This is a genomic window from Nonomuraea antri (genome assembly GCF_013283785.1).
GTDB classification, from domain to species: domain Bacteria; phylum Actinomycetota; class Actinomycetes; order Streptosporangiales; family Streptosporangiaceae; genus Nonomuraea; species Nonomuraea antri.
The window spans coordinates 1-25805 of record NZ_JABCPZ010000103.1 but is presented as its reverse complement, the minus strand read 5'-3'; the positions used below and the strand labels follow the sequence as shown (position 1 = coordinate 25805).

General features: G+C 69.2%; 26 protein-coding genes, 2 tRNA genes, 1 rRNA gene and 1 riboswitch. Of the genes, 19 read left to right on the top strand and 10 right to left on the bottom strand.

Annotation, left to right across the window (positions count from 1 at the left end; genetic code table 11):
- The first annotated feature begins 109 nt into the window (after positions 1–109).
- Positions 110–1225, top strand: coding sequence for a PP2C family protein-serine/threonine phosphatase (locus HII36_RS29435; protein WP_173526523.1), 1116 nt, complete (start codon positions 110–112; stop codon positions 1223–1225).
- Between the two features lie 149 nt (positions 1226–1374).
- Here the strand turns inward: HII36_RS29435 and HII36_RS29430 are convergent, their stop codons facing one another.
- Entirely contained in the window at positions 1375–1971 is a 597-nt protein-coding gene (locus HII36_RS29430) for a response regulator transcription factor (protein ID WP_173526522.1), read from the bottom strand.
- A 158-nt stretch (positions 1972–2129) separates the two neighbouring features.
- Between HII36_RS29430 and HII36_RS29425 the strand changes: the two genes are divergently transcribed.
- Both HII36_RS29425 and HII36_RS29420 read left to right on the top strand, forming a co-directional pair.
- Positions 2130–3437 carry a M50 family metallopeptidase gene (locus HII36_RS29425; protein WP_173526521.1) on the top strand — a complete coding sequence of 436 codons (1308 nt, stop codon included), beginning with the start codon at positions 2130–2132 and terminating at the stop codon, positions 3435–3437.
- A gap of 5 nt (positions 3438–3442) precedes the next feature.
- On the top strand, positions 3443–3817 hold the full coding sequence (locus tag HII36_RS29420; protein WP_173526520.1) for an MmcQ/YjbR family DNA-binding protein: 375 nt from the start codon (positions 3443–3445) through the stop codon (positions 3815–3817).
- On the opposite strand, the gene HII36_RS29415 is transcribed toward HII36_RS29420, so the two are convergent.
- The 4 genes from HII36_RS29415 to HII36_RS29400 form a co-directional block, all read right to left on the bottom strand.
- Positions 3795–4250, bottom strand: a complete 456-nt coding sequence (locus HII36_RS29415; RefSeq protein WP_173526519.1) for a hypothetical protein — start codon at positions 4248–4250, stop codon at positions 3795–3797. The genes HII36_RS29420 and HII36_RS29415 overlap by 23 nt on opposite strands.
- Positions 4234–5004, bottom strand: coding sequence for a PAS domain S-box protein (locus HII36_RS29410; RefSeq protein WP_173526518.1), 771 nt, complete (start codon positions 5002–5004; stop codon positions 4234–4236). The genes HII36_RS29415 and HII36_RS29410 overlap by 17 nt, the downstream gene beginning before the upstream one ends.
- Before the next feature lie 317 nt (positions 5005–5321).
- Positions 5322–6023: a hypothetical protein gene (locus HII36_RS29405; RefSeq protein WP_173526517.1), complete on the bottom strand. Its 702-nt coding sequence runs from the start codon at positions 6021–6023 to the stop codon at positions 5322–5324.
- A 106-nt stretch (positions 6024–6129) separates the two neighbouring features.
- A tRNA-Pro gene (locus tag HII36_RS29400) sits at positions 6130–6206 on the bottom strand.
- A 90-nt stretch (positions 6207–6296) separates the two neighbouring features.
- Here HII36_RS29400 and HII36_RS29395 point away from each other — a divergent pair.
- A tRNA-Gly gene (locus tag HII36_RS29395) sits at positions 6297–6367 on the top strand.
- 82 nt (positions 6368–6449) lie between these two features.
- Entirely contained in the window at positions 6450–7073 is a 624-nt protein-coding gene (locus HII36_RS29390) for a nucleoside/nucleotide kinase family protein (RefSeq protein ID WP_173526516.1), read from the top strand.
- A gap of 23 nt (positions 7074–7096) precedes the next feature.
- Here the strand turns inward: HII36_RS29390 and HII36_RS29385 are convergent, their stop codons facing one another.
- On the bottom strand, positions 7097–7720 hold the full coding sequence (locus tag HII36_RS29385; protein WP_328807948.1) for an HAD family hydrolase: 624 nt from the start codon (positions 7718–7720) through the stop codon (positions 7097–7099).
- 101 nt (positions 7721–7821) lie between these two features.
- Between HII36_RS29385 and HII36_RS29380 the strand changes: the two genes are divergently transcribed.
- Positions 7822–9132, top strand: coding sequence for a TrpB-like pyridoxal phosphate-dependent enzyme (locus HII36_RS29380; RefSeq protein ID WP_173526515.1), 1311 nt, complete (start codon positions 7822–7824; stop codon positions 9130–9132).
- Between the two features lie 73 nt (positions 9133–9205).
- Here HII36_RS29380 and HII36_RS59290 read toward each other — a convergent pair whose 3' ends face one another.
- Positions 9206–9283, bottom strand: a complete 78-nt coding sequence (locus tag HII36_RS59290) for a 50S ribosomal protein bL37 (protein ID WP_372513659.1) — start codon at positions 9281–9283, stop codon at positions 9206–9208.
- A gap of 143 nt (positions 9284–9426) precedes the next feature.
- Here HII36_RS59290 and HII36_RS29375 point away from each other — a divergent pair, with 143 nt between their 5' ends.
- The 6 genes from HII36_RS29375 to HII36_RS29350 all read left to right on the top strand — a co-directional run bounded on the left by HII36_RS29375 (position 9427) and on the right by HII36_RS29350 (position 14346).
- Entirely contained in the window at positions 9427–10206 is a 780-nt protein-coding gene (locus tag HII36_RS29375) for a DeoR/GlpR family DNA-binding transcription regulator (RefSeq protein WP_173526514.1), read from the top strand.
- Positions 10203–11282, top strand: a complete 1080-nt coding sequence (gene galT / locus HII36_RS29370) for a galactose-1-phosphate uridylyltransferase (protein WP_173526513.1) — start codon at positions 10203–10205, stop codon at positions 11280–11282. Before HII36_RS29375 ends, galT begins: the two co-directional genes overlap by 4 nt.
- A gap of 67 nt (positions 11283–11349) precedes the next feature.
- A riboswitch (cyclic di-AMP (ydaO/yuaA leader) is annotated at positions 11350–11489 on the top strand.
- Between the two features lie 5 nt (positions 11490–11494).
- Entirely contained in the window at positions 11495–12448 is a 954-nt protein-coding gene (locus HII36_RS29365; RefSeq protein ID WP_173526512.1) for a coiled-coil domain-containing protein, read from the top strand.
- A gap of 62 nt (positions 12449–12510) precedes the next feature.
- Complete coding sequence (locus HII36_RS29360) at positions 12511–13107, top strand: HD domain-containing protein (protein WP_328807947.1); 597 nt, start codon at positions 12511–12513, stop codon at positions 13105–13107.
- Between the two features lie 35 nt (positions 13108–13142).
- Positions 13143–13823, top strand: a complete 681-nt coding sequence (locus HII36_RS29355; RefSeq protein ID WP_173526511.1) for a DUF6461 domain-containing protein — start codon at positions 13143–13145, stop codon at positions 13821–13823.
- 64 nt (positions 13824–13887) lie between these two features.
- On the top strand, positions 13888–14346 hold the full coding sequence (locus HII36_RS29350; RefSeq protein ID WP_407940832.1) for a DinB family protein: 459 nt from the start codon (positions 13888–13890) through the stop codon (positions 14344–14346).
- A 140-nt stretch (positions 14347–14486) separates the two neighbouring features.
- Here HII36_RS29350 and HII36_RS29345 read toward each other — a convergent pair whose 3' ends face one another.
- From HII36_RS29345 to HII36_RS29335, 3 genes are read right to left on the bottom strand one after another with little or no spacing between them, the layout of a single operon-like run.
- A complete protein-coding gene (locus tag HII36_RS29345; RefSeq protein ID WP_173526509.1) occupies positions 14487–15362 on the bottom strand; it encodes a VOC family protein in 876 nt (291 codons plus the stop codon).
- A 45-nt stretch (positions 15363–15407) separates the two neighbouring features.
- The gene (locus HII36_RS29340) at positions 15408–16229 is read right to left on the bottom strand and encodes an alpha/beta hydrolase family protein (protein WP_173526508.1); all 822 of its coding nucleotides are present in this window, start codon (positions 16227–16229) and stop codon (positions 15408–15410) included.
- A 10-nt stretch (positions 16230–16239) separates the two neighbouring features.
- Positions 16240–16716 carry an ATP-binding protein gene (locus HII36_RS29335; protein WP_173526507.1) on the bottom strand — a complete coding sequence of 159 codons (477 nt, stop codon included), beginning with the start codon at positions 16714–16716 and terminating at the stop codon, positions 16240–16242.
- Positions 16717–16950: 234 nt separating this feature from the next.
- Here HII36_RS29335 and HII36_RS29330 point away from each other — a divergent pair, with 234 nt between their 5' ends.
- The 7 genes from HII36_RS29330 to HII36_RS29300 form a co-directional block, all read left to right on the top strand.
- Positions 16951–17817 (top strand): helix-turn-helix domain-containing protein, encoded by an 867-nt coding sequence (locus HII36_RS29330; RefSeq protein WP_173526506.1) that lies wholly within the window; start codon positions 16951–16953, stop codon positions 17815–17817.
- Between the two features lie 166 nt (positions 17818–17983).
- Positions 17984–19366, top strand: coding sequence for a trigger factor (gene tig / locus HII36_RS29325; protein ID WP_173526505.1), 1383 nt, complete (start codon positions 17984–17986; stop codon positions 19364–19366).
- A 547-nt stretch (positions 19367–19913) separates the two neighbouring features.
- Positions 19914–20546 carry a ClpP family protease gene (locus HII36_RS29320; RefSeq protein ID WP_173526504.1) on the top strand — a complete coding sequence of 211 codons (633 nt, stop codon included), beginning with the start codon at positions 19914–19916 and terminating at the stop codon, positions 20544–20546.
- An 11-nt stretch (positions 20547–20557) separates the two neighbouring features.
- The gene (locus HII36_RS29315; RefSeq protein WP_173526503.1) at positions 20558–21181 is read left to right on the top strand and encodes an ATP-dependent Clp protease proteolytic subunit; all 624 of its coding nucleotides are present in this window, start codon (positions 20558–20560) and stop codon (positions 21179–21181) included.
- A 184-nt stretch (positions 21182–21365) separates the two neighbouring features.
- Positions 21366–22649, top strand: coding sequence for an ATP-dependent Clp protease ATP-binding subunit ClpX (clpX, locus tag HII36_RS29310; protein WP_173526502.1), 1284 nt, complete (start codon positions 21366–21368; stop codon positions 22647–22649).
- 72 nt (positions 22650–22721) lie between these two features.
- The gene (locus tag HII36_RS29305) at positions 22722–25286 is read left to right on the top strand and encodes a valine--tRNA ligase (protein WP_456238021.1); all 2565 of its coding nucleotides are present in this window, start codon (positions 22722–22724) and stop codon (positions 25284–25286) included.
- Positions 25287–25712: 426 nt separating this feature from the next.
- Positions 25713–25805, top strand: a 16S ribosomal RNA gene (locus HII36_RS29300); the annotation flags it as partial.

Sequence of the window (25805 nt, the reverse complement as noted above, 5' to 3'; positions counted from 1 at the left end):
GTAGGAGCGGGCAAAGGGGAGAGGCTACCCAATATACCTGCTTAATGATCAAGGCGTTGGTCAAGTGGGCTGCCCAAACATGGGCCAGACCGATACAGTCAGGCGCATCATGAGTTCCCGACCGGCGCCGCTGATCCCACCACGGCTCCGTGCGCTCCTCGTGCGGGTGCCGTTCCTGGTGCCTGTCGTACGGTTCGTCCGGAGGGGATTCCTGGCGCGCGAGCGCAACCTGCTGATCACGCTGATCACGCTCACGCTCGTCATCGGCGGGCTGGCCGCCCGGGTGTCGACCGAGTGGTTCTCGCCGTCGCTGCTCATCCTGGTCACCCTCGTCGGCGGGCTGCAGCTGCGGCTGCGCAACCTGGTGAAGCTGCTCGTGGCGGTCGGCGCCGCGCTGGCCTACATCGCGATCACGCTCGGCGTGGCGCGCGTCGGGCTCGGGCTCACCGTGACGATCGCGTTCACCACCGTGCTGGCCGTGCTCATGGCACGCACCCGGGGCAAGCTCGGCGTCCAGGGCCTGCGCGGCGACGCGATGCTGCTGGAGCTGCGCGACCGGCTCAAACGCCAGGGCGAGCTGCCCGCGCTGCCCAAAGACTGGGGCGCCAAGGTGGTGCTCAAGCAGGCCGGCGGCTCCTCCTTCGGCGGCGACTTCCTGGTGTCCATGCGCGACGGCGACTCGGTGGAGATCGCCCTGGTCGACGTCTCGGGCAAGGGGGTCGACGCGGGCACCAGGGCGCTGCTGCTGTCCGGCACGTTCGGCGGGCTGCTCGGCTCGGTCACCGACTTCCTGCCCGCCTGCAACGCCTACCTGCACCGCCAGCGCGGCGACGAGGGGTTCGTGACCGCGGTGCACCTGCGGCTCGACCTGGCCACCGGCGACTACACGATCACCTCGGCCGGCCATCCGCCGGTGGTGAAGTTCGACGCGGGCACCGGCAACTGGCAGGTGGCCTCGGCCAAGGGCGTGGTGCTCGGCGTGGTGCCCGACCTGCACTGCGAGCCCGACAGCGGCACGCTGCGCAAGGGCGACGCGCTGCTGCTGTTCACCGACGGGCTGATCGAGCAGCCGGGCCGCGACATCGACGCCGGCCTCGACCGGCTGCTCGGCGAGGCGGAGCGGCTGCTGCCCTCCGGGTTCCGCGACGGGGCGAAGGCGCTGGTCAACGCCATGGCATCGGGGCACAACGACGACTGCGCGCTGGTGTTGATCTGGCGTCCCTAGCGGCCCGCGCCGTGACGTTTCACATGGGTCAGGTCGTGATGGCGGTCACTGGCAGCGGGTTCGATCGGCTGACATTCTCATAGTGCTCGGGTCCGGCGGAGCGGCGCGGCTCCACCGGGCCCCAGCGGCCTCGCCTCACGGAGATCCGTTCAGAGCCAGCCGCACTCGCGGGCGATCCTGATCGCGTCGATGCGGTTGCGCGCGCCCGTCTTGCACATGATCCGCGACAGGTGGTTGCGTACCGTGCCCACCGACAGGAAGAGCTGATCGGCGATCTCCGTCGACCTGGCGCCGCCCGCCGCGATGTGCAACACGTCGAGTTCCCGCCTGGTCAGCGGGTTGGCCGCGGTCTGCAGCGCCTCGATCGCCAGGTCGGCGTCCACCGCCCGGCGTCCGGCCGCGAGCTGGCGCAGGCCCTCCACCAGCCGCTCCGGCCCCACGCTGAGGCTCATGAAGCCGAGCGCGTGGTTGCTCAGCGCGCGCCGCACCTGCGCCGGGCCCGGCTTGGCCGACAACATCATCACCGCGCACGCGGGCGCCTTCTCCGCCAGCCGGCCCGCCACCGGCGGCCCCGGCAGGTCGTAGTCGATGATCGCCACGTCGGGACGGCTGGACAACACCGCCGGCAGCACGTCCTCCGCGCCGTGCACGACCGCCACGCACCGCAGGTCGGCTTCGCCCTCCAGCGTGGCCACCAGACCCCGTCGCACCAAGGGCTGGTGCTCGGCGACCAGTATGTCGATCAAGACGTTCCCCCTCCGCCGTCTCTCAGCGTGATCGTTCGACTGCTCACTGTCAACGCAGTCTCTCCGTTACCCAAAGGTCGTGCAAGCCCTTCAGGTGTGGCGAGTTCGACTACTCTGGGGTGGTCGGGACCGTCGGTCTGCCTGGAGTGTGCGCCTAGATGAACTGGCTCTTCGTCGCGGGGATCGTCCTCTTCGCGCTCTTGCTGATGGCCTCCATCGCGCTGCACGAGCTCGGTCACCTCGTCCCCGCCAAGATCTTCGGCGTCAAGGTGACGCAGTACATGGTGGGCTTCGGCACCACCGCCTGGTCGCGCCGCAAGGGCGAGACCGAGTACGGCGTCAAGTGGATCCCGCTCGGCGGCTACATCCGCATGATCGGCATGCTGCCGCCCAGGCCCGGAGACGACCCGACCAAGCTGCGCAGCACGTCGACCGGACCGTTCCAGAGCCTCATCGAGACCGCGCGCGACGCGGCGCAGGAAGAGGTCCGGCCCGGCGACGAAGACCGGGTGTTCTACCGGAAGAAGTGGTGGCAGAAGGTCATCATCATGTCCGGCGGGCCGTTCATGAACCTGGTGCTGGCGTTCGTGTTCTTCACCGTGCTGCTGGTGGCCATCGGGCTGCCGACGTACGCGCCGATCGTGTCGCCCGACACCAGCAAGTGCGTGATCCCGGTGGCGGAGAAGCGCGCCGACTGCCGTTCCACCGACCCGCTCACCCCCGCCGCCAAGGCCGGGCTGAAGGCCGGTGACGAGATCGTCTCGCTCGACGGCCAGAAGATCGCCTCCTGGGCCGACGCCACCCGGCTGATCCGCTCCAACGGCGGCCGTGAGGTGCCGCTCGGCATCGTCCGCGACGGCAAGCCCATGACGCTCGACGTCACGCTGATCAAGCAGGACCGTCCCAACCCCGACAACCCCAAGGTCATCGAGAAGGACGTGGGCTTCCTCGGCGTCGCGCCCACCGAGGTGCTGCAGACGCGCAGCTTCTCCGAGGTGCCCGGCCACATGGCCGAGCTGACCGGCCGGGTCGCCGCCTCGATGATCAACCTGCCGCAGAAGATGGTCGGCGTGTGGAACGCCGCCTTCTCCGGCGAGCAGCGCGACCCGGAGGGCCCGGTCGGCATCGTCGGCGCGGGCCGGCTCGGCGGTGAGATCCTCGCCTCCGAGCGCCTGTCGGACGAGATGAAGGTCTTCTCGTGGGTCAGCCTGCTGGGCGGGTTCAACCTGGCGATCGGCCTGTTCAACCTCATCCCGCTGCTGCCGCTAGACGGCGGCCACATCGCCGGCGGCCTGTGGGAGGGGCTCAAACGGGGCTTCGCCAGGGTGACGCGCCGCCCCGAGCCCTCGTACGTGGACATCGCCAAGGTGCTGCCGCTCACGTACGCCATCGCGATGGTGCTGGTCGTCATGGCCGGCCTGCTCATCTACGCCGACCTGGTGAACCCGCTCACGCTGGCGGGCTGACCGCGATGACGGCGACGACCGAGCTCGACCGGCTGCGCGCGCTCTGCCTGGCCCTGCCCGAGGTCACGGAGCGGCTCAGCCACGGCGAGCCGACCTGGTTCGTGCGCGGCAAGAAGACGTTCGTGATGTTCGCCGATCACCACCACGACGACCGGCTGGCCTTCTGGTGCGCGGCCCCGCCAGGGGCGCAGGAGGAGTTGGTGGCCGAAGCGCCCGAGCGGTTCTTCCGGCCGCCGTACGTGGGGCATCGCGGCTGGCTGGGCGTCTACCTGGACGTGGCGGTCGACTGGGCGGAGATCGCGGAGATCGTCGCCGACGCCTACCGCCGGATCGCGCCCAAGTCGCTGGCCGAACGTCTCACTCCAGGCCAGGGGGCCTGATCGGGAACGGGCCGGTCAGGTCCGATGCGGGCACCGGCGACAGGCCCGCCGCGACGATCTGGGCGCGCAGCGCGACCACCGTCCGTTCCAGCGCCCTGATCTGCGCCTGCAGCTGCCTGATCTGCCTGCGCATCTCCAGGGACGCGTTCTGCTCGGTGGCCAGGTCGGCGCCGACCTGGGCGGCCTGGTCGCGGACCCGGGTGAGATGTTTGTCCATCTGGTTGAGCGCGTCCTCGTAGATGGTCTTGGCCCGGGAGTAGGCCTCAGCGTCGACCTTCGAACGCTCCAGCTCGGCCTGCCGCTCGGCCTGCATCAGCGCGGTCTGCTGGGTCTTCCTGTTGGCGTCGGTGGCCGAACGGAAGGCGAGATAGGCCACGCCGAGCGGGACCACCCCGACGGCCAGCTGAATGAGGATGTCACCCAGTTGCGGCATCGCGGCCTCCCATCGCGCGGATCACGCCGGTGTAGGTGATGCCGTCGTCGCTGTGCCAGGCGTTGACGGTCAGGGCGATCGCGAACTCACTGCCGTCGCGGTGCAGGCCCATCAGCGGGATGATGCGCCCGGCCAGTTCGGACCGCTCGCTGGCGCGCACCCTGGCCAGCCCGGCCGCGTGCTGCTCGCGGAACCTGGCCGGCATCAGCATCGTCAGCGGCCGGCCGACCGCGTCGTCGGTGCCCCACCCGAACAAGAGCGTGGCCTGCGGGTTCCACGACTGGATGATCCCGGCCGCGTCGGCCACGACCACCGCGGAGGCGCCGCCGCGCCCGCCGGGCAGCCGTTCCACGGCCACGGCCTCCGGCCAGGTGGCGATCAGCGCGAGCCAGCCGCCGAAGACCAGCCACACCACCCCGGCGACCCAGCCGCGCGGGTTGGCGCCCGTCCAGGCGGAGACCAGGTGCACCAGGCCGTACAGGACGAGCATGGCGGTGGCCGCGGCGAACGCCACCCGGTCGGAGCGCATGAACACCTGCGCCAGGCACAACGCGCCGGTGACGCCCCAGAGCGCCGCCCACACGGGCAGCGGCGCGATGGCGGCGAGCACGGCGTAGGCGGGCGTGGCGCGCTGCTCGGGCGCCGCCAGCGCCAGCGACGCGGCCAGGGCGGCGCTGAGCAGGCCGATGAACGCCAGCGACGCGCCACGCCGACCCGCACGATGCAGGACGCGTGAGACGGCGAGATGTCGCACGCGTGAACCGGCACGGTGCAGCCCGCGGGAGGCGGCAAGGCGTCGCGCGCGTGAGACGGCACGGTGGAGCACGCGTGAGGCGGCGCGGGGCGCGGCCGGTGCTCCGGAGGGGTCACCATTACTCACAGTGGCAAGATTAATGCAGACGGTTAGCCGGAGTTGGGCTAATCCATGCCCTCGCCTTGTCGTCGGGCCGAAGAAGGCGCGTGCTTGCTGTGGTTGTGGCGGACCTCAGAACCTGTCCTGTCCTGTCCTGAGCGAGCGGGGAGCCGGGCCGGCGACGTCCGCCCGCGTTCGAGATCATCCGACGGCGAGCGTCAGGCGGGCGGGTGGCCGCCATCAGAGCCGTTCGGAGCTTCGCCCGCCGATTCGGGCCGCGCTTCGTCCGGGAGAGGCGCTGTGACATGTTCCAGCAGCTCTCCTAGGCCCACCGAGCGCGGCTGAGGCCGCTCCGAGTCAGCCCTTCTACGCGTGATGCAGGTGTGTTGGCGCGCCAGCCACTGCTCATCCATGGACGCGCCCATGATGGCCTCCGCCGTCATCAGCGACGCCGTCCGGTACCGGGTCTGCCACCCCTCCAGTCCGCCGGGGGTGATGCTCATCCAGCGCTCCGCCGTCTCCTGGTCGGGCGTGAGGTGGAAATCCCACATGGTGGCGTCGAAGCTCACCACGACCTGCCCCTTCTCCCTGTAGGTGATCATCGGCGGGCCGAAGTCGCTCCAGCCGACTTCCAGGCAGACACCTGCCTGGGAGAGGCGCACCCGTTCGTGGGTCCACACGAAGGGCAGTCCTGGCTCCAGGAGGACGACGCCATCGCCGAGAGTGCCGGCGAGGAGCAGCGGTATGTCCTCTTCGAGACAGAAGTGCGCGTCCTCGTGGGCCTCGCTGAGCGTGGCGGACGTCACCAAGTGATGGCTCCCGCCGTAGAGGGCGAGGACGTCGTCCAGGGTCACGCCCGTGCACCAGGTGATCCAGGAGGTGTTCCGCAAGGCGGCGGACACCTGCTCGTAGTCGGTCACGGCGTGATCTTGCCACTCATGACCAGGTCATCGGAACCGGAGAAAGGCCCGGCTGCTTCGGCAGACAAGCAGAAGGCCCCACCCGAATCGGGTGGGGCCGCTGAGCTGGTCGGGGCGACAGGATTTGAACCTGCGACTTCTTGCTCCCAAAGCAAGCGCGCTGCCAAGCTGCGCCACGCCCCGCCGCCGCCGGGTACGCACGCGCTCCGCGACTCCGGTACGCTTACGCCCTGACGACCGGATGAAGTCTAGACCAGAGTTCGACCGGTTCGCGCGGACGTAGCTCAATGGTAGAGCCCTAGTCTTCCAAACTAGCTACGCGGGTTCGATTCCCGTCGTCCGCTCTCGTCGGTGAAAGGCCAGGTCAGCCCAGCGGCTGCCTGGCCTTTCGCGATCTTCGGGCGGGCTCTTCTAGGCTGGGGCCCGATGCGTGTGCGAGCGATCTCCCGTGAAGCCCTGGTGGCGGAGCTGGCCGAGCGGATCTCGGGGCGTCCGCCGGGCTCGTGGGTGCGGGTGCTGGTCGACGGGGCGCCGGCCGCCCGTCCGGGGGAGCTGGCCGATGAGCTGGTGACGCCGCTGCGGGTGCGGGGGCGTGCGGTGCTGCGCGTGTCGGCGGGCGACTTCCTGCGGCCCGCCTCGCTGCGGCTCGAGCACGGCAGGACCGATCCCGACGCCTTCTACGACGACTGGCTCGACACCGGGGCGCTGGTACGGGAAGTGCTCGAACCGCTCGCCCCGGGCGGTTCGGGACGCGTGCTGGCCCGATTGTGGGACAGCCGGGTGGATCGGGCGTACCGGGAGCCGTATCAGGAACTGCCGCGCGGCGGGGTGGTGCTCGTGGACGGGACGCTGCTGCTTGGGCGCGGGTTGCCGGTGGAGGTGAGCGTGCATCTGTGGTTGTCGGAGGGTGCGCTGGCCCGGGGCACGCCGGAGGATGAGCGGTGGCGTCTGCCCGCCTATCGGCGTTACGAGCGGGAGGTCGATCCTGGCTCGACGGCCGACGTGGTGGTGCGGGCCGACCATCCGAGCAGGCTCGCCGTCAAGGGTTGAGCGGGCTCAGGGCGGGCTTGCTGTCAGCTGTTGAGCAGGGTGTTCAGGGCGGTGATGGCCTGGGCGTTGTCGCGGTACAGGACGGCGTGCAGCCCGGCCGCGCGGGCGCCGGCCACGTACGGCTCCACGTCGTCGAGGAACACGGTCTCCTCAGGACGCACGCCGAGCCGTTCGCACGTCAGCAGGTAGATGGCCGGGTCCGGCTTGGTCATCCCGGCCTCGTGGGAGTAGACCAGGTGGTCGACCAGGTCCTCGAAGCCGTACGCGGCCTGTTCACGCTCCCTGGCCCCGACGAAGCTGTTGCTCAGGATCCCGGTCGTGCAGCGGGGACGCAGCCCGGCCAGGTAGTCGGCGAGCTCGGTGTTGAGCACGCCCAGGTACTCCGCCCAGACCTCCTCCATGTACGCCTCGCTCTCGTCGCCGAGCAGCCGGGCCAGCTCCCGGTGCACCTCGTCGAGGGTGACGGCGCCGATCGTGCCGGCCCGCCAGGTGGCGTCCATGTGCTCATTGATGCGGCCGGGGGTGAGGCCGAGCTTGGCCTCCCAGCGTTCGTCCAGGCCGCGCATGCCGGCGCTGGGCTCGTGCCGGCTGATGGGGGAGAGCTCCAGAACGCCGCCGATGTCGAAGACGACCGCACGGATTTTCACACTGTCCTCCTGTGAAGTGTTTCAACCAACGTAGCGAGCGACAGGTGATGTGTCTAGATTGTCCTCTGGAATGGGCGGCGCGACCGGCGCAGACTGAAACGATGATCCCCAGCAACTGGTACAACATCGTCCCCGACCTGCCCGTCCCGCCTCCGCCGCCGCTGCACCCCGGCACGCGTCAGCCCGTCGGCCCCGACGACCTGGCGCCGCTGTTCCCGATGGAGCTGATCGGGCAGGAGGTGAGCGGGGAGCGGTTCGTCCCGATTCCGCAGGAGGTGCTGGACGTCTACCGGCTCTGGCGTCCGACGCCGCTGATCAGGGCGCGCCGGCTGGAGAAGTCGCTCGGCACCCCGGCGCGGATCTACTACAAGTACGAGGGCGTCTCACCGGCCGGGTCGCACAAGCCGAACACGGCCGTCCCGCAGGCGTACTACAACGCCCGCGAGGGGGTGCGCCTGCTCACCACCGAGACCGGCGCGGGACAGTGGGGCTCCGCCCTGGCCTTCGCCTGCGCCCAGTTCGACATCGAATGCCGGATCTGGATGGTCCGCGCCTCCTACGACCAGAAGCCGTACCGCAGGTCCCTGATGCGCGTGTACGGCGCGTCCGTGCTGGCCAGCCCCTCGCCGGAGACGAACGCGGGCAGCAAGGCGCTGGCCGACGACCCGGACTCGCCGGGCAGCCTGGGGATCGCGATCAGCGAGGCCGTCGAGGTGGCCGCGAGCACGCCCGACGCCCGCTACGCGCTCGGCTCGGTGCTCAACCACGTGCTCATGCACCAGACCGTGATCGGCGAGGAGGCGCTGGGCCAGCTTCCGGAGATGCCGGACCTGGTCATCGGCTGCACGGGCGGCGGCTCGAACTTCGCCGGGCTGGCGTTCCCGTTCATGCGCGAGAAGCTGGCGGGCCGGCTCGGCACGACCTTCCGCGCGGTCGAGCCCGCCGCCTGTCCGTCGTTCACGCGCGGCACGTACGCCTACGACTTCGGTGACACGGCCGGCCTGACGCCGCTGCTCAAGATGCACACGCTGGGACACGACTTCGTCCCGGACCCGATCCACGCCGGCGGGCTGCGTTATCACGGGATGTCGCCGCTGCTGTCGCACCTGTACGAGCTGGGCCACTTCGAGGCCGTCACCCGGTCGCAGAAGGAGTGTTTCGAGGCCGGCGTCCGCTTCGCCAGGACCGAGGGCATCGTCCCGGCCCCCGAGCCCACGCACGCGCTCGCCGAGACCATCGCCGAGGCGCTGCGCTGCAGGGAGAGCGGCGAGGAGAAGGTCATCCTGACCGCTTTGTGCGGACACGGGCACTTCGACCTGGGCGCCTACGACCGCCATCTGGCCGGTGAGCTGGAGGACTTCACCCTGCCCCAGGAACGCATCGACCAGGCGCTCACCCACCTGCCCGGCTGAGCGCGACGCGGCGACGGCGAGGCCGTGCGCCGGGGGGGCCGCCCGCGCCGGCGGCACCCCGGCGCACGGGGGCTCAGCGGGCTGTGGGGCGCTTGCCGTGGTTGGCCTTCTTCTTCTTGCGTGCCCTGCCCTTGCGTGCACGTCTGGCCATAAGCTCACCTCCGGTGATCGGTGTGGCCTGTGTTCCCAACGTCTCGCGGCCGCGCTCACCGCACAAGCACCAGGGCTGATCTAACATTCCCCAACATAGTCGTGTCATAATTTGGTGGAATCTGTTGGAAGGAGCGAGAGACCGTGCTCGCACAGCAGCGGCAGCAGACGATCCTCGAACGCGTACGCAGCAGCGGCGGCGTCCGAGTGGCCGATCTCGTACGCGAGCTCGGGGTCTCCGACATGACCATCAGGCGCGACCTGGAGGTGCTCGCCGAGCGCGGGCTGCTGGAGAAGGTCCACGGCGGCGCGACGGCGCTCGGCCCCGGCTCGACCGAGGAACCGGGCTTCACCGCCAAGTCCGCCCGCCAGCAGCAGGAGAAGGAGCTGATCGCGCGTCGCGCCGCGGAGCTCGTGCGTCCGGGCACGGCGGTGGCGCTGTCGGCCGGCACCACCACCTGGGCGCTGGCGCACCACCTGGTCAACGTGCCCGAGCTGACCGTGATCACGAACTCGATCCCGGTCGCCGACGTCTTCCACCGCAGCCCGCGCGCCGACCGCACCGTCGTGCTGACCGGCGGCGTGCGCACGCCTTCCGACGCGCTCGTCGGCCCCGTCGCCGTGGCCGCCATCAGACGCCTGCACGTCGACACGCTGTTCCTCGGCGTGCACGGGATGAGCCTCAGGGCCGGATTCACCACGCCGAACCTGCTGGAGTCCGAGACCGACAGGGAGCTGGTCGCGGCCGCGCACCGGCTCGTCGTCCCCGCCGACCACACCAAGTGGAACACGGTCGGGATCAGCACGATCGCCGACCTGACCGAGGCGGACGTCGTCATCAGCGACGCGGGACTGCCCGAGGAAGCACGCACGGAGCTGGCCGAACGGGCCGGAGAACTGATCATCGCGGAGGACTCGCAGTGAAGCGCACCATCACCAGGCTCGCCGACGGCCGGGAGCTGATCTACTTCGACCGGCGTGACGACGCCGACAGGAGCGCGATCGACCGCCGGCCGCTCGATCCCCGGCCGGTGGCCTCGGAGCTGCGTTACGACCCGCTGACGGAGGAGTGGATCGCGATGGCCGGGCACCGGCAGACGCGGACGTTCCTGCCGCCGGCCGACGAGTGCCCGCTGTGCCCGTCGTCGGAGACGCGGTCGTCGGAGATTCCGGCGTACGACTACGACGTGGTGGTGTTCGAGAACCGCTTCCCCTCTTTTTCCGGAAATTTTGGGACTTATCAGGACCCGGGCGGGTTGAGTGAGGTGCGCCCGGGAGCGGGACGGTGTGAGGTGGTGTGCTTCACCTCCGAGCACTCCTCGTCGTTCTCCAGGCTGTCCGACGAGCAGGTCGAGCTGGTCATGGAGGCGTGGGCGGACCGCACCGCCGAGCTGTCCGCGATCGAGGGCGTGGAGCAGGTGTTCTGCTTCGAGAACCGGGGCGACGAGATCGGCATCACGCTGTCGCACCCGCACGGGCAGATCTACGCCTACCCGTACGTGACGCCGCGCACCAGGCTCCAGCTCGGCGCCGCGGCCAGGCACGCGCGGGACAAGGGCGGCAACCTGTCCGCCGACGTGCTGGCCGCCGAGCGGGCCGCCGAGGTGCGCGTGGTGGCCTCGAACGAGTCGTGGACCGCGTTCGTGCCCGCCGCCGCGCGCTGGCCGTTCGAGGTGCATCTCTACCCGCACCGCCAGGTGCCCGACCTGGCCGCGCTGTCGGACGCCGAGCGTTCGGCCTTCGCGCCGCTCTACACCTCGGTGCTGCGCGCGCTGGACGGCGTCTTCGGAGTGACCATGCCGTACATCTCGGCCTGGCACCAGGCGCCGGTGCGTGCGGGGCGCGAGCTAGCGTACCTGCACCTGGAGCTGTTCAGCATCAGGCGCGCGCCCGGGAAGCTGAAGTACCTGGCGGGCTCGGAGTCCGCGATGGGCGCCTTCGTGAACGACGTGCTCCCGGAAGAGGCCGCCCGGCTGCTACGATCACAGATAGATCACTAATGGATTTCTGATTAATGTCGCATTACTCGTGATCTACCACTAATATCCCTTCATGCGCGGCCGTAACTGCCGTAGCACGCCTAATCCCGGGCGCGTCGCCCGGGAGCCGGGGACCCACCGCACCTGGGGTGAATCCACTTCCGTGGTAGGGCGTCACTCCCATGCCCGAACCCGTCAGCTAACCCGGCCGGCAGAGGGAGAGGAACACCTACGTGGCGGCTTCGTCCCCCGCGGGTCTTGCCATCGGTTTCATCACCGCCGCGGCGGTCGCCTTCTATCCGGCGACGGCGTCGGCGGCGCCCAAACCCACGGAAGCCGAGCTGAGAGCCGAGCTGAAGAAGCTCAACAGCAAGGTCGACAAGCTCATCGAGGCCTACAACCTCAAGCGCGTCGAGCTGGCCAAGGCCCAGCAGGCCGCCAAGGCGGCCAAGGAGCGGCTGGCGGCCGCGGACCAGACGCTCAAGACCGCCGAGCAGCGCGTCGCCGAGATCGTCAGCCTGCGCTACCGCAACGGCGGCCCCATGGTCATGGGCATGCTCATCCCCGGTGACGGCAACAGCGCCGCCCTGCTGGAGCAGCTCAGCTCGCAGCAGCAGGCCGTGGTCGACAGCGTGGCCAAGGCCCGCGACGCCAAGAAGCGCGCCGCCGACGAGGCCGCCGCGCTGGCCGGCCAGATCCGCGACGACGCCGCCGAGGTCGCCGGTCAGCGCGACGAGGCCGAGGACGTCATCGCCGACATCCGCAAGAAGCTCGAAGACCTCGTGCCGTACGGCCCCGGCCGCAACTCCGACGGCAGCTGGGCGCCCCAGCTGCCGAGCGGCTCGGACAACATCACCGGCCGCACCCGCATGATGCGCCAGGTGATCGAGAAGAACTTCACCCTGCCGTACGCGGTCGGCTGCTTCCGCTCGGGATCGAGCGGCGAGCACCCGCTCGGACGGGCCTGCGACTTCATGATGAGCAGCGGCGGCTCCATGCCCACCGCGGTCAACAACGCGCTCGGCGACAAGATCGCCGAGTGGGCCGTCAAGAACCGGGCCAAGCTCGGCATCAAGTACGTGATCTGGGAACAGAAGATCAACATGGGCTCGGGGTGGCGCGGAATGTCCGATCGCGGCAGTATCACCGAGAACCACTACGACCACGTGCACATCTCGATGCACTGACACCGGGCGCACCGGGACGCGACGCACGCACCGACACTCGACGCACTGGGACCGGCGATCTCGTGGCGAACTCCACCGCACTGGCTCGGGCGCTGAACGACCCGGGCGAGCCACCGGTGCGCCCGCTGCCCGCCCGGGTCGCCGAGCTGCTGACGTCGCTGAACTGCCCGCCCAGGCTGGCGGCCCACCTGCGGCTCGTCCACGACGTCGCCTGGCGGATCACCGACTGGGCCGGACGGCGGCACCCCGACCTGGACCTCGACGTGCCCGCCGTGCTCTTCGGCGCCGCGACCCACGACATCGGCAAGGTCCTGCACGTGGCCGAACTGTCCGGCCCCGGCTCGGCCCACGAAACGGCCGGCCGGGACCTGCTGCTCCGGCACGGGGTCGACGCCGGGCTCGCCCGCTTCGCGGCCACCCACGCGTCCTGGACGGACCCCGGCACCACCCTCGAAGACCTGCTGGTGAGCCTGGCCGACAAGGTGTGGAAGAACAAGCGCGTGCCGGAACTCGAAGACCTCGTCGTGAACCACCTGGCCACGGCGACCGGCCGGCCGCCGTGGGAGGAGTTCGCCGCGCTCGACGAGTTCCTCACCCGGCTCGGCGACGGCGCGGACGAGCGGCTGGCCTTCCAGTCCGCCCATCCGATCCGCGGCTGAGTGAAGTGTCGGTGCCGCCTGCCACCATGGCCGCCATGACGACGAACGATCCCCTGGCGCCGTTCCGGTGGCTCAACGTGCCGGAGAGCGAGGGCGGCGGCCGGCTCGACGTGATCTTCAGCGTGGCGTTCTTCCGCGGGCTCGACCCGGCGGGCGTCGTGCGCAGGTTCAGCCGTGACGAGGACGCCGGGCGCGAGTCGGACTTCGCGGAACTGCTCGCGAAGGCCTGCGCGTTCGCCTCCGGTTCCGGCGGCGGTGACGGCGGCGGCCACGTGGGCGTCCTGCCGGTGGGGGAGTGGTGCGTGGTCATCGAGCCTGCGGGCTGGATGGTGACGCTGCATCAGGTGCTGCCCAGGCTGTCGGCGGGCTGCGAGGTGCTCGCGATCACCCGCCACGACTACGCCGAGCACGGCTTCGAGTACGCGATCGACGGCACGATCGTCACGGGCTACCCGCCCTGGCAGCCGTACGAGCGTCACGGCAGCGAGCCCGACCGGCTCGACGGGTTCATGCGGGAGCTGGACCTGGGCCTGGAGACCCCGGCGGCCGCCAAGGCCGCGTGGGACGCGGACTGGGAGGCCGGCTACGACACCGCCGTGGCCCGGGCCTTCGCGCTGGCGGCCAAGGTCACCGGGGTGCCTTTCACGGAGGATCTGCTCGACCGTCCGATGCTGGTGGCGCCGTTCGTGCGGCCGTTATCGGGCGCGGACGGGTGACGGTAGGGTCGCCCGCATGACGGATAACCGGGTGAATCCCCCTTTTGTCGCCAGTGAGCGTGACATGTTGACCAGCTGGCTCGACTTCCATCGTGAGACGCTCATGATGAAGTGCGCCGGGTTGTCCGAGGAGCAGCTGCGGCTGCGGTCGGCGTCGCCGTCCTCGATGTCGCTGCTCGGCATGGTGCGGCACATGGCGCACGTGGAGCGGGTGTGGTTCCGCCGGGTGCTCGACGGCGAGGACGTCCCGCTGCTGTGGGGCAAGCAGGCGCACCGGGACGCCGACTTCGACGACGTCGACACGGCCTCGGCCGACGAGGCGTTCGCCACCTGGCGTCAGGAGGTCGAGCTGGCCAGGAAAATCTCGGCCGCGCTGCCGATCGAGGCCATCGGCAAGCAGCAGCGCCACGGCCAGGACTGCTCGCACCGCTGGGTGCTGGTCCACATGATCGAGGAGTACGCCCGGCACAACGGCCACGCGGACCTGCTGCGCGAGCGCATCGACGGCGCGGTGGGCGACTGACCCGAACGGGCGTGCCTGCACCTGGCCGCTGTAGGGCCCGGCGGGCGTCGGGGCCAGGCCGACGTCGAGGCCTGGCGGGGGTCGGTGTCGGGGCCTGGCCGACGTTCGGGCCGGTTGGGCCGGTCGGTGCCGGGGGCGGGTCAGTCCGCCTGGCGGAAGGCGATCGCCACGCCGTGCGCGGCCGCCGCGGGCACGAACAGGTCGCCAGACGGCGTCTGCGTGAGTGGCACCCCGCGCGCCCGCAGGAACCGCTCGGCCACCTCCAGATCGCGCACGAGCACCACGTAACCGGCGAACCCCGGCAACTGCGCCGGCGGCCGCTCACCGGGCAGCAACGCGCCCAGCCCGGACGCCGGCACCAGCGTCACCCGGCCACCGCCGAGCTCGAACGAGGTGCCCGAGGCGGCATGCCCGAGATAGGTCTCGTACCGGCGTGATACGGCGGGCAGGTCGGCGTCGGCCACGCACAACAGGCACTCCACCAGGTCGATCGCCCCGTTCGGATGATCGGCGGGCGCGGGCAGCGCCGGGTTGTCGGCCACGGCGAGCCGGCCTTCGGGAGCGTCGAGCTCCAGGTAGCGCAGCGGCTCCGGACGCGGACCCGCCGGGTTGACCAGGGGCCGGCGCACGACGCGCACCCCGTGGTGGTCGACGCCCGCGGACTCCAGCCGTCCTGCCGCGCTCTGGATGTCGGGCGAGCCGGCGCTCAGCGCACGCACCCCCTCCGTACGCGGCCCCTCAACACACGGCACCTCCGCGCGCGGGGCGGGCGTCTTGGCGCTGACGAGCTCGACGAACCCCTCGGCGAAGCTGACGCGGGCGTCCCCCGCACCCACCCCCGGGCCCACCCCGGCGCCCGCCCACGGATCCACCCCCGGGGCCCCGGCCTGCCGAGGCACGCTCAGGGGCAGCGACTCAGGCACGCTGAACCCCAGCCGGCGATACAGCCCGATCGCCGCTCCCATGTCCCGCACGACGTGGCCCACGTGGTGCAGCCGGTTGATGTCGTCACCCATGACGTTCCTTCCGCCGGCTCCGCACTGACCGTTCCGCGCGCACGGTCACGTCAGACGCCGGTCAAAGAAGTCGATCACCACCCTGGCCAGCGTCACGCGGTGGTCGGACAGCGAGTGGTCGGTCTCGAAGACGTGGTGTTCCAGCTCGGCGCGGCCCTGGTAGGCCCGCACCAGCGGGTCGTGGTGCACGGGCACGGGGGTCACCTCGTCCCGCGCGGTGCCGATGAGCAGCACGGGACGGCCGGTCAGGCGCGGCGCGAGCGTGGGCAGGCTCCACGCCTGACCCGCCGACTCCAGCTCGGACACCAGGGCCTCGCCGCTGGTGCCGCGCAGCGGGCGCAGCTCGTCCTGGAATGCGCGCACGTAGGCGGCTCTTGCGGCGGGGTCGGCCGCGCACGCCGCGGCGGCGGCGCCGACGTCGAAGCCCGAGGTGGACGCCACCGCGCCGATCGACGGATCGGCCGCGGCCGTCATCAACGCCGCGAAGCCGCCCATGCTGTGGCCGAACAGCCCGACGCGGGCGGGATCGATCCCGTGCCCGGCGGACGAGTCGCGCATCGCGGCCACGGCGTGAACGGAGTCCTCCAGCACGTGCCGCCACGCCCAGGAACCGCCCGAACCCCAGGAGCCGCGGTAGTGGAAGACCAGGGCCGCGTATCCGGCTCTGCGCAGCGCCTGCGCCAGGTCGAAGTTGCGCTCGTTGCCCGGGAACCCGTGCAGCAGCACGATCAGCGGGTGCGGTCCCGGTCCAGCTGGCACGTGCAGCAGGCCGAGCAGGGTCTCGCCGTGGCTGTCCAGGTGGATCGGCGTCGTGGCCGCAGGTGGCCGCGTCTCTGGCGCGGGGTCACGGGCGACGGGGTCGTGCATGGTCCAGGATTCAGGAGTCGGCGTGGAAGAGCGCCCACACGGCCTTGCCGCCCTTGGCGAGCGGGTCCCAGCCCCAGCACTGGCTGTAGGTCTCGACGATGTAGAGCCCGCGCCCGTTCTCGGAGATGAAGTCGGGCTCCTTGGGCGTGGGGACCTCGTCGCTCGGGTCGGCCACGGCCAGCAGCACGTGCGGGGCGACGCGCATGAGCAGCAGCGTGATCTCCCGGCGGCCGGCGGCGTACATGGCGTACCTGACGGCGTTCGTGACCAGTTCGGAGACCACCAGGGTGGCGTCGTCGCTCAGCTCGTGGAGTCCCCAGCCGTGCAGGGTGGACCGGGTCACGTCGCGCGCGGTCTTCACCGAGTCGGCTTGAAAGGGCAGCGGGCACGAGGTGGCGTACGGTTTCCCGTCGGTGAGGAGGGTGTCGAAGCCGACCTCGCGGGTGATCTGCAGGCAATCGGCAGTGGCCAGATGATCCTCCACCATCTCGCCGATACCTCCCCGTTGCCTCTGGTTTAGTGCATGTTTGGCCCAATATGCACTAGGCCATCATGGGTCACGACTCGCCGCCGCTGCAAGACCCAAATGCACGTGCAGCTGCAAACGGCAACGGCACCCGCCGTTTGCCCGTAAAGCTTGCCGAACCGGACACGAGGTTGAGACCTTGTCATACCCGGCGATCTGGTGTCACTGTGTGTGCGGACCTTGATAGGAGGCAAAGTGACGCAGAACCAGCCGGGTTCCGGACCGACGGCGCTGCGCATCCTCCTGGGCTCCCAGCTGCGCAAGCTCAGGGAAGCGAACAACGTCACTCGTGAGGAGGCCGGCCACCTCATCCGGGGGTCGGAATCCAAGATCAGCCGGATGGAACTCGGCCGAGTGGGGTTCAAGGCACGAGACGTGGCGGACCTGCTGACGCTCTACGGAGTCGTCGACGACCAGGCCCGCTCCGCCGTGCTCGATCTGGTCGCCACGGCTAACGAGCCGGGTTGGTGGCACAGGTTCAACGACGTCCTGCCCACGTGGTTCCAGGCGTACGTCGGCCTTGAAGAGGCCGCCGCCAGGATCAGGACCTACGAGGTCCAGTTCGTGCCGGGACTGCTGCAGACCAAGGAGTACGCAAGGGCGGTCGTCACCGCGGGCTCGGCGGGCATCGCGGTGGAGGAGATCGCCAGGAGGGTGGACCTCCGGCTGGAGCGCCAGCGGATGCTCGACCGGCCCGACGGGCCGATCTTCTGGGCGGTCATCGACGAGGCCGCGCTGCGCCGCCCGATCGGCGGCGCCGAGGTGATGCGGGCCCAGATCGAGCACCTCATCGACCTGATGAGGCAGCCGAACATCACAATCCAGATCATGCCGTTCAGCTTCGGCGGGCACAGCGCCGAGGGAGGCGCCTTCAGCGTCCTGCGCTTCCCCGACCGCGACCTGCCGGACGTCGTCTACGTCGAGCAGCTGGCGAGCGCGCTGTATCTGGACAAACGGGAAGATGTGGACCGTTACACAACGGTGATGGAGCGGCTGTGCGCCGTGAGCACCACACCGGACGAGACCGTCTCGCTCCTGCGGGAGATCGCTGACGAGTTCTGACCGTCGCGCGTCGTTGTTGGGTACGCATCTGCCCTAGACTGACCAACGGCGTTGGTTCCCGCCATGGCGGAGCATGCCCCAACGCCGCTCATGTGGGCGCGGCGCGTGAGCCGTACCGAATGGACGCGCCCGCGGTCACTCGTAGCTTGATCAAGGAGACCATTCCGTGAAGACCGCTGTCGAGGAGCTCAGCCCGACCCGGGTCAAGCTCACTGTCGAGGTGCCGTTCGACGAGCTGCGCCCGAGCATGGATGCGGCGTACAAGAAGGTCGCGCAGCAGGTGCGCGTCCCCGGGTTCCGGCCTGGCAAGGTTCCGGCCCGCATCATCGAGCAGCGCTTCGGCCGGGCGGTAGTGCTGGAGGAGACCCTCAACGACGCGGTGCCCAAGCTGTACGGCCAGGCCGTCGACGAGGTCGACGTGTTCCCGGTCAGCCAGCCTGACATCGAGGTCACGAAGATCGAAGACGGTGAGCAGATCGAGTTCACCGCCGAGGTGGACATCCGCCCGAACTTCGAGGTGCCCGACTACCAGGGCATCGAGGTCACCGTCGACTCCGCCGAAGTCTCCGACGCCGACGTCGACGCCCAGCTCGACGCGCTGCGCCAGCGCTTCGCCACGCTGACCGGCGTGGAGCGCGCGGCCGCCAAGGGCGACTTCGTCGTCATGGACCTGCGTGCCGAGATCGGTGGCCAGAACATCGAGGAGCAGCAGGCCAACGAGGTCTCTTACGAGGTCGGCGCCGGTTCGGTGCTGCAGGGCCTCGACGACGCGCTCGAGGGCATGTCCGCGGGCGAGGAGAAGAGCTTCAAGACCGAACTGGTCGGCGGTGCGAACGCCGGCGAAGAGGCCGACGTGATCATCAACGTCAAGTCGGTCAAGGAGAAGGTCCTGCCCGAGCTCGACGACGAGTTCGCCCAGCTGGCCAGTGAGTTCGACACGCTCGACGAGATCCGCCAGAGCATCCGCGAGACCTCTCGCCGCAACAAGCTGATCGACCAGGTCGTCCAGTCGCGCGAGAAGGCCCTCGACGCGCTGCTCGAGCAGATCGACATCCCGATCCCCGACAGCGCGCTCAAGGCCGAGGTCGACGCCCGCAAGCACAACCTCGACCACCAGATCGCCGAGAGCGGCCTGAGCCGCGACGCGTTCTTCCGTCTGTACCAGACGACCGAGGAGGAGCGCTTCGAGGAGTTCGACAAGAACTCCGCGCGGGCCATCAAGGTCGGCTTCGTCCTCGACAAGATCGTCAAGGCCGAGGAGCTGGGCGTCAACGAGCAGGAGCTGACCAACTTCGTCGTCCGCCGCGCCATGGAGATGGGCGTGCAGCCGAACGAGCTGGCCAAGCACCTCGCCGACAACGACCAGCTCACGCTGGCCATGGTCGAGATCGTCCGCGACAAGGCCAAGTCCGTGCTCGGTGACGCCGCCAAGGTCGTCGACACCGAGGGCAACGAGATCGACCTCAAGGCCATCTACACCGAGATCAACGGTGAAGAGGTCGTCGAGGAAGCGGCCGAGGAGTCCGAAGAGGACAAGTCCGAGGCGTAACCGCGCCAAGTAGTCAGCCGAAACCCCTGAACCGGAAGGTTTGGGGGTTTCGGCTGTTTCTGGGCACATCCGAGGTGCTTTCCGTGCCGGGACGAGACGCCGTCCGGGCAGAGGTTCGGTAGGGAGAGACCGGCGCTGCGGGGCAGGGGGAGGGCCGCGCGTCGTCCTCGCGGGAGCCGCCCAGGCCGCTCGTGACGAACGCGGAGAGCGAGAGCCTGCCCGGACGACGGGGTCGCGCTCACCGCGTGGGGACCGGCGCCTTCAGAGCCGCCGGGACACGCCCGGCGCACCGGCTGCTCAAGGAGCCGGTGCAGCGCACAACACGACAAGTTCCGCCTTCTCCACCGGAAGGGTGTGATCCACCCCGAGTCGCCACACGGGCTCGACCACGGGCTCGACGTGGCGGAACGCGGGAAGGTCAAGGGAGCCGGGAGAGCCGAACATGCGCCGTCAGCGAACAGTACGGGGACCGGGCATGACCTGGGGGCGTCGCGCGTTAAGGTCACAAGCAAAGCCCATCGATTACGACGCATCGGAAGGTGACGCTGTGACCAGCCCGCCGACCTTCTATCAGCCTGAGTCGCGAGGCCGTGAGAACGGCACGTCCTTCCGGCTTGAGGACCAGCTTTACCAGCGCCTGCTGCGCGAGCGCATCATCGTGCTCGGTCAGGAGGTGAACGACGAGATCGCCAACCGCATCTGCGCGGAGCTCCTGCTGCTCGCGGCCGACGATCCCGAGCGCGACATCACGCTCTACATCAACTCGCCTGGCGGCTCGGTGAGCGCCGGCATGGCGATTTACGACATGATGGAATACGTGCCTAACGACGTGTCCACCGTGGTGATGGGCATGGCCGCCTCCATGGGGCAGTTCCTGCTCACCGCCGGTGCGCGGGGCAAGCGCTACGGCCTTCCGCACGCCCGAGTCATGATGCACCAGCCTTCTGGCGGCATCGGCGGCACCGCCGCCGACATCGCCATCCAGGCCGAGCAGATGCTCTACGTGAAGAAGACCCTGGCCGAGCGCATCGCCTTCCACACGGGGCAGTCGCTGGAGCAGATTGAGTCGGACTCCGACCGTGACCGCTGGTTCACCGCCGAGGAGGCCAAGGACTATGGCTTCATCGACCACGTGGTGCGCAGCGCGCGGCAGGTGCCCTCACAGGGCCCCGTCTCCTAGGGGGAGCTGAAGTGAACATCCAAGGCCGCTACGTTCTCCCGTCCTTCGCCGAGCGCACGTCGTACGGCGTGAAGGAGAACAACCCGTACAACAAGCTCTTCGAGGACCGCATCATCTTCCTCGGGGTGCAGATCGACGACGCGTCGGCCAACGACGTCATGGCCCAGCTGCTCACGCTGGAGTCGCTCGATCCCGACCGTGACATCAGCATCTACATCAACTCGCCCGGCGGGTCGTTCACCGCCATGACGGCGATCTACGACACGATGCAGTTCGTCAGGCCGGAGATCCAGACCGTCTGCCTCGGCCAGGCCGCGTCCGCCGCGGCCGTGCTGCTGGCCGGCGGCACCCCGGGCAAGCGCTTCGCGCTGCCGAACGCCCGGGTGCTGATCCACCAGCCCTCCACCGAGGGCGGTGGCCAGGGAAGCGACATCGAGATCCAGGCCCGCGAAATCCTCCGCATGCGCTCGCTGCTGGAGGAGATCGTCGCCAAGCACACCGGTAAGCCGGCCGCTGAAGTCCGCAAGGACATCGAACGCGACAAAATTCTCAACGCGGACGAGGCAAAGGCGTATGGTCTGATCGACGACATCATCCCGACCAGGAAGAAACGAGCTCAGGCCGTTGCTTCCTAGGTGAGATGTGGCGCACCGGAGCGCTGCCCAATAGGGCACGTTCCGGTGCGACTCGCCGCTAGGGGGCTCACTGAGGGCCCAGAAGACGGTAACGTCGAAACCTGAGCGGTTCGGCCAAGTCCGGAGGATGTCCGGAGAAGCTGCTCGCGGGAGCAGGGCGGTCCCACGCAAAGGAGTATCTGGGGTGGCACGCATCGGCGACGGGGGAGACCTGCTGAAGTGCTCTTTCTGCGGGAAGAGTCAGAAGCAAGTCAAAAAGCTCATTGCCGGTCCCGGCGTCTACATCTGCGATGAGTGCATCGATCTCTGCAACGAGATCATCGAGGAGGAGCTCTCCGAGTCCTCCGAGCTCAAGTGGGACAACCTGCCCAAGCCGAGGGAGATCTACGAGTTCCTCGACGCCTACGTCATCGGTCAGGACAAGGCGAAGAAGGCGCTCTCGGTGGCGGTTTACAACCACTACAAGCGGGTGCAGTCCGGAGACCGGGGCAGAGACGACGGCCTCGAGTTGTCCAAGAGCAACATCCTGCTGCTCGGCCCGACCGGTTCGGGCAAGACGCTGCTGGCGCAGACCCTGGCGAAGATGCTCAACGTGCCCTTCGCCATCGCCGACGCCACCGCGCTCACCGAGGCCGGCTACGTGGGCGAGGATGTCGAGAACATCCTGCTCAAGCTCATTCAGGCGGCCGACTACGACGTCAAGAAGGCCGAGACCGGCATCATCTACATCGACGAGGTCGACAAGATCGCCCGCAAGAGCGAGAACCCGTCGATCACGCGCGACGTCTCGGGTGAAGGCGTGCAGCAGGCACTGCTGAAGATCCTGGAAGGCACCACCGCGAGCGTCCCGCCGCAGGGCGGCCGCAAGCACCCGCACCAGGAGTTCATCCAGATCGACACCACGAACGTGCTGTTCATCTGCGGCGGCGCCTTCGCCGGTCTCGAGAAGATCATCGAGTCGCGCATCGGCAAGAAGGGCATCGGCTTCAACGCGATCATCCGCTCCAAGGAAGAGATCGACACCGCCGACATCTTCGCCGACGTCATGCCGGAAGACCTGCTCAAGTTCGGCATGATCCCCGAGTTCGTGGGCCGCCTGCCGGTCATCACCTCGGTGCACAACCTCGACCGCGAAGCGCTCATCCAGATCCTCACCGAGCCGCGCAACGCGCTGGTCAAGCAGTACCGCAAGCTGTTCGAGCTCGACGGCGTGGAGCTGGAGTTCACCGACGACGCGCTCGAGGCGATCGCCGACCAGGCCATCCTGCGCGGCACCGGCGCCCGCGGGCTGCGCGCGATCCTGGAGGAGGTGCTCCTGTCCGTCATGTACGAGGTGCCCTCCAGGCAAGACGTCGCACGCGTCGTCATCACCCGCGAATCGGTGCTGGAACACGCCATTCCGACCCTCGTGCCGCGCGACCAGCTCGCCGCCAAGCAGCAGCGCACGCCGCGGGAGAAGTCGGCCTGACACGCCCGAAGACGCCCCATGGGTTCGGCCCATGGGGCGTTTCGCTTGCCCGGCTCCCTAGAATTGGTCACTGTGACAACGCCAGAGCTGCCTACTCAATACACACCGGCCGACGTCGAGACCCGTAGCTACGAGCGCTGGGTATCCGAAGGCTACTTCCGAGCCGACCCGGGCAGCTCGCGCGTGCCGTACAGCATCGTCCTCCCGCCGCCGAATGTGACGGGCGTCCTGCACATCGGCCACGCCCTCGACCACTCCATCCAGGACGCGCTCACCCGCCGCGCCCGCATGCAGGGCCGCGAGACCCTGTGGCTGCCCGGCATGGACCACGCCGGCATCGCCACCCAGAACGTCGTGGAGCGCGAGCTGGCCAAGCAGGGCCTGTCGCGTCACGACCTGGGGCGTGAGGCGTTCGTCGAGCGCGTCTGGGAGTGGAAGGAAGAGTCCGGCGGCCGGATCCTCGGCCAGATGCGCAAGCTCGGCGACGGCGTCGACTGGTCGCGCGAGCGCTTCACCATGGATCCCGGGCTGTCGCGCGCCGTCCAGACCATCTTCAAGAAGCTGTTCGACGACGGGCTCATCTACCGCGCCGAGCGCATCATCAACTGGTGCCCGCGCTGCCTGACCGCGCTGTCCGACATCGAGGTCGAGCACAGCGAAGACGAGGGCGAGCTCGTCTCCATCCGCTACTCCGACGAGATCGTGGTGGCCACCACCCGGGCCGAGACCATGCTCGGCGACACCGCGGTGGCCGTGCACCCCTCCGACGAGCGCTACCAGCACCTCATCGGCACGATGGTGGAGGTGCCGCTCACCGGGCGGATGATCCCGGTGGTCGCCGACGAGCACGTCGACCCGGCGTTCGGCACCGGTGCGGTCAAGGTCACGCCCGCGCACGACCCCAACGACTTCGAGATCGGCCGGCGTCATTCCCTGCCGTCGCTGACCGTCATGGACGAACGCGGCATCATCACCGCGCACGGCCCGTTCCTGGGGCTCGACCGCTTCGAGGCCCGCCCGGCCGTCGTGGCGGCGCTGCGCGCCGAGGGGCGCATCGTCGCGGAGAAGCGGCCCTACCTGCACTCGGTCGGCCACTGCTCGCGCTGCAAGACCGTGGTGGAGCCGCGGCTGTCGCTGCAGTGGTTCGTGAACGTCCAGCCGCTGGCCAAGGCGGCCGGCGACGCCGTGCGCGACGGGCGCACCCGCATCCACCCGCCGGAGCTGGCCAAGCGCTACTTCGACTGGGTCGACGACATGCACGACTGGTGCATCTCCCGCCAGCTGTGGTGGGGGCACCGCATCCCGGTCTGGTACGGGCCGGCGGGCGAGGTCGTCTGCGTCGGGCCCGACGAGGAGCCGCCGGCCGGATACACGCAAGACTCCGACGTCCTCGACACCTGGTTCTCCTCCGGGCTGTGGCCGTTCTCCACGCTCGGCTGGCCGGAGGCCACGCCCGAGCTGGCCCGCTTCTACCCGACCTCGGTGCTGGTCACGGGCTACGACATCCTGTTCTTCTGGGTCGCGCGGATGATGATGTTCGGCCTCTACGCCATGGACGGCGAGCCGCCGTTCCGCGTGGTGGCCCTGCACGGCATGGTGCGCGACCAGTACGGCAAGAAGATGTCCAAGTCGTTCGGCAACGTGGTCGACCCGCTCGACTGGATCGAGCGCTTCGGCACCGACGCCACCCGCTTCACCCTGCTGCGCGGCGCCAACCCCGGCGCCGACGTGGCGGTGAGCGAGGAGTGGGCGGCCGGCTCGCGCAACTTCTGCAACAAGATCTGGAACGCCACCCGCTTCGCGCTGATGAACGGCGCGGCGGTGGGGTCGCTCGACGGGGCCGAGCTCACCGCGGCCGACAGGTGGATCCTGTCGCGGCTGCAGAGCGTGGTGAAGGCGGCCGACGCGGCGTTCGAGGAGTTCGAGTTCGCCAAGGCGTCCGACCTGCTCTACCACTTCGCCTGGGACGAGGTCTGCGACTGGTACCTGGAGCTGGCCAAGATCCAGCTCGGCGAGGGGCTGGAGCACACCAGGCTGGTGCTCGGGCACGTGTTCGACGCGTTGCTGCGGCTGCTGCACCCGCTGGTGCCGTTCGTCACCGAGGAGTTGTGGCGGGCGGTCACGGGTGGCGAGTCGATCGTCGTGGCGCCCTGGCCCGAGGTCGACGCCGCGCTGGTGGACGTCGCCGCCGAGGCCGAGATCGAGGCGCTGCAGGAGCTGGTGACCGAGGTTCGCAGGTTCCGTTCCGACCAGGGGCTCAAGCCGGGCCAGAAGGTGGCCGCCAGGCTCGGGCTGTCCGGCACGCCGCTGGCCGCCCAGGAGACGGCGATCAGGTCGCTGCTGCGGCTCACCGAGCCGTCGGAGGCGTTCAACGCCACCGCGCGGCTCAGCGTGGGCCAGGTGAGCGTGGAGATCGACACCGCCGGCGCCATCGACGTGGCGGCCGAGCGCAAGCGGCTGGAGAAGGACCTGGCCGCGGCACGCAAGGAGGCCGCGCAGGTCACCGCCAAGCTGGGCAACGAGCAGTTCATGGCCAAGGCGCCGGACGACGTGGTGACCAAGGTCAGGGCGCGTGCCGAGCAGGCGGCGGCGGACATCGCGCGCCTCGAGGCTCAGCTCGCCGCGCTGGGTGTTTGAACCGTACGCACGAGGGGAAGGTTCATTCGTTACCTGAGAATGGACCTTCCACGGCGTTGAGGCTGCTACAGTTTTCAACGCAGGGCCGGTCGGCCCTGACATTCCTGAGACTGAACCCCGAATCTTCGGGCTGCGTCTGACTGCGGTTGGACAAGGGCCGAAAGTTGGAGTAAGTTAGCAGGGTTGCCTCGAAGAGAGGCAAGTCCGGAAGCTCCCGGATCGGGCGGTTTGACAAGAATCGTCCGGATCTGGTAAGCTGAAGGAGACGAAATGTGCGCCTCTGAGGCGGGATCGAAGATCCTGGTGAAGATGTACGCGTCCGTTTCTTGAGAACTCAACAGTGTGTTAAAAGCCAGTGCATGATTTACATGCATAACCCTGTCATGGTTTGAACATGATGGACAGCTTGGATTCATTTCCAGACATTGTTTGGAGAGTTTGATCCTGGCTCAGGACGAACGCTGGCGGCGTGCTTAACACATGCAAGTCGAGCGGAAAGGCCCTTCGGGGTACTCGAGC

Bases quoted from the DNA above. Each gene is read 5' to 3' on its own strand.
- HII36_RS29435 (WP_173526523.1), top strand. From the start codon at position 110: ATGAGTTCCCGACCGGCGCCGCTGATCCCACCACGGCTCCGTGCGCTC.
- HII36_RS29425 (WP_173526521.1), top strand. From the start codon at position 2,130: ATGAACTGGCTCTTCGTCGCGGGGATCGTCCTCTTCGCGCTCTTGCTG.
- HII36_RS29420 (WP_173526520.1), top strand. From the start codon at position 3,443: ATGACGGCGACGACCGAGCTCGACCGGCTGCGCGCGCTCTGCCTGGCC.
- HII36_RS29415 (WP_173526519.1), bottom strand. From the start codon at position 4,250: ATGCCGCAACTGGGTGACATCCTCATTCAGCTGGCCGTCGGGGTGGTC.
- HII36_RS29390 (WP_173526516.1), top strand. From the start codon at position 6,450: ATGCGTGTGCGAGCGATCTCCCGTGAAGCCCTGGTGGCGGAGCTGGCC.
- HII36_RS29380 (WP_173526515.1), top strand. From the start codon at position 7,822: ATGATCCCCAGCAACTGGTACAACATCGTCCCCGACCTGCCCGTCCCG.
- HII36_RS59290 (WP_372513659.1), bottom strand. From the start codon at position 9,283: ATGGCCAGACGTGCACGCAAGGGCAGGGCACGCAAGAAGAAGAAGGCC.
- HII36_RS29355 (WP_173526511.1), top strand. From the start codon at position 13,143: ATGACGACGAACGATCCCCTGGCGCCGTTCCGGTGGCTCAACGTGCCG.
- HII36_RS29350 (WP_407940832.1), top strand. From the start codon at position 13,888: ATGTTGACCAGCTGGCTCGACTTCCATCGTGAGACGCTCATGATGAAG.
- HII36_RS29345 (WP_173526509.1), bottom strand. From the start codon at position 15,362: ATGGGTGACGACATCAACCGGCTGCACCACGTGGGCCACGTCGTGCGG.
- HII36_RS29340 (WP_173526508.1), bottom strand. From the start codon at position 16,229: ATGCACGACCCCGTCGCCCGTGACCCCGCGCCAGAGACGCGGCCACCT.
- HII36_RS29335 (WP_173526507.1), bottom strand. From the start codon at position 16,716: ATGGTGGAGGATCATCTGGCCACTGCCGATTGCCTGCAGATCACCCGC.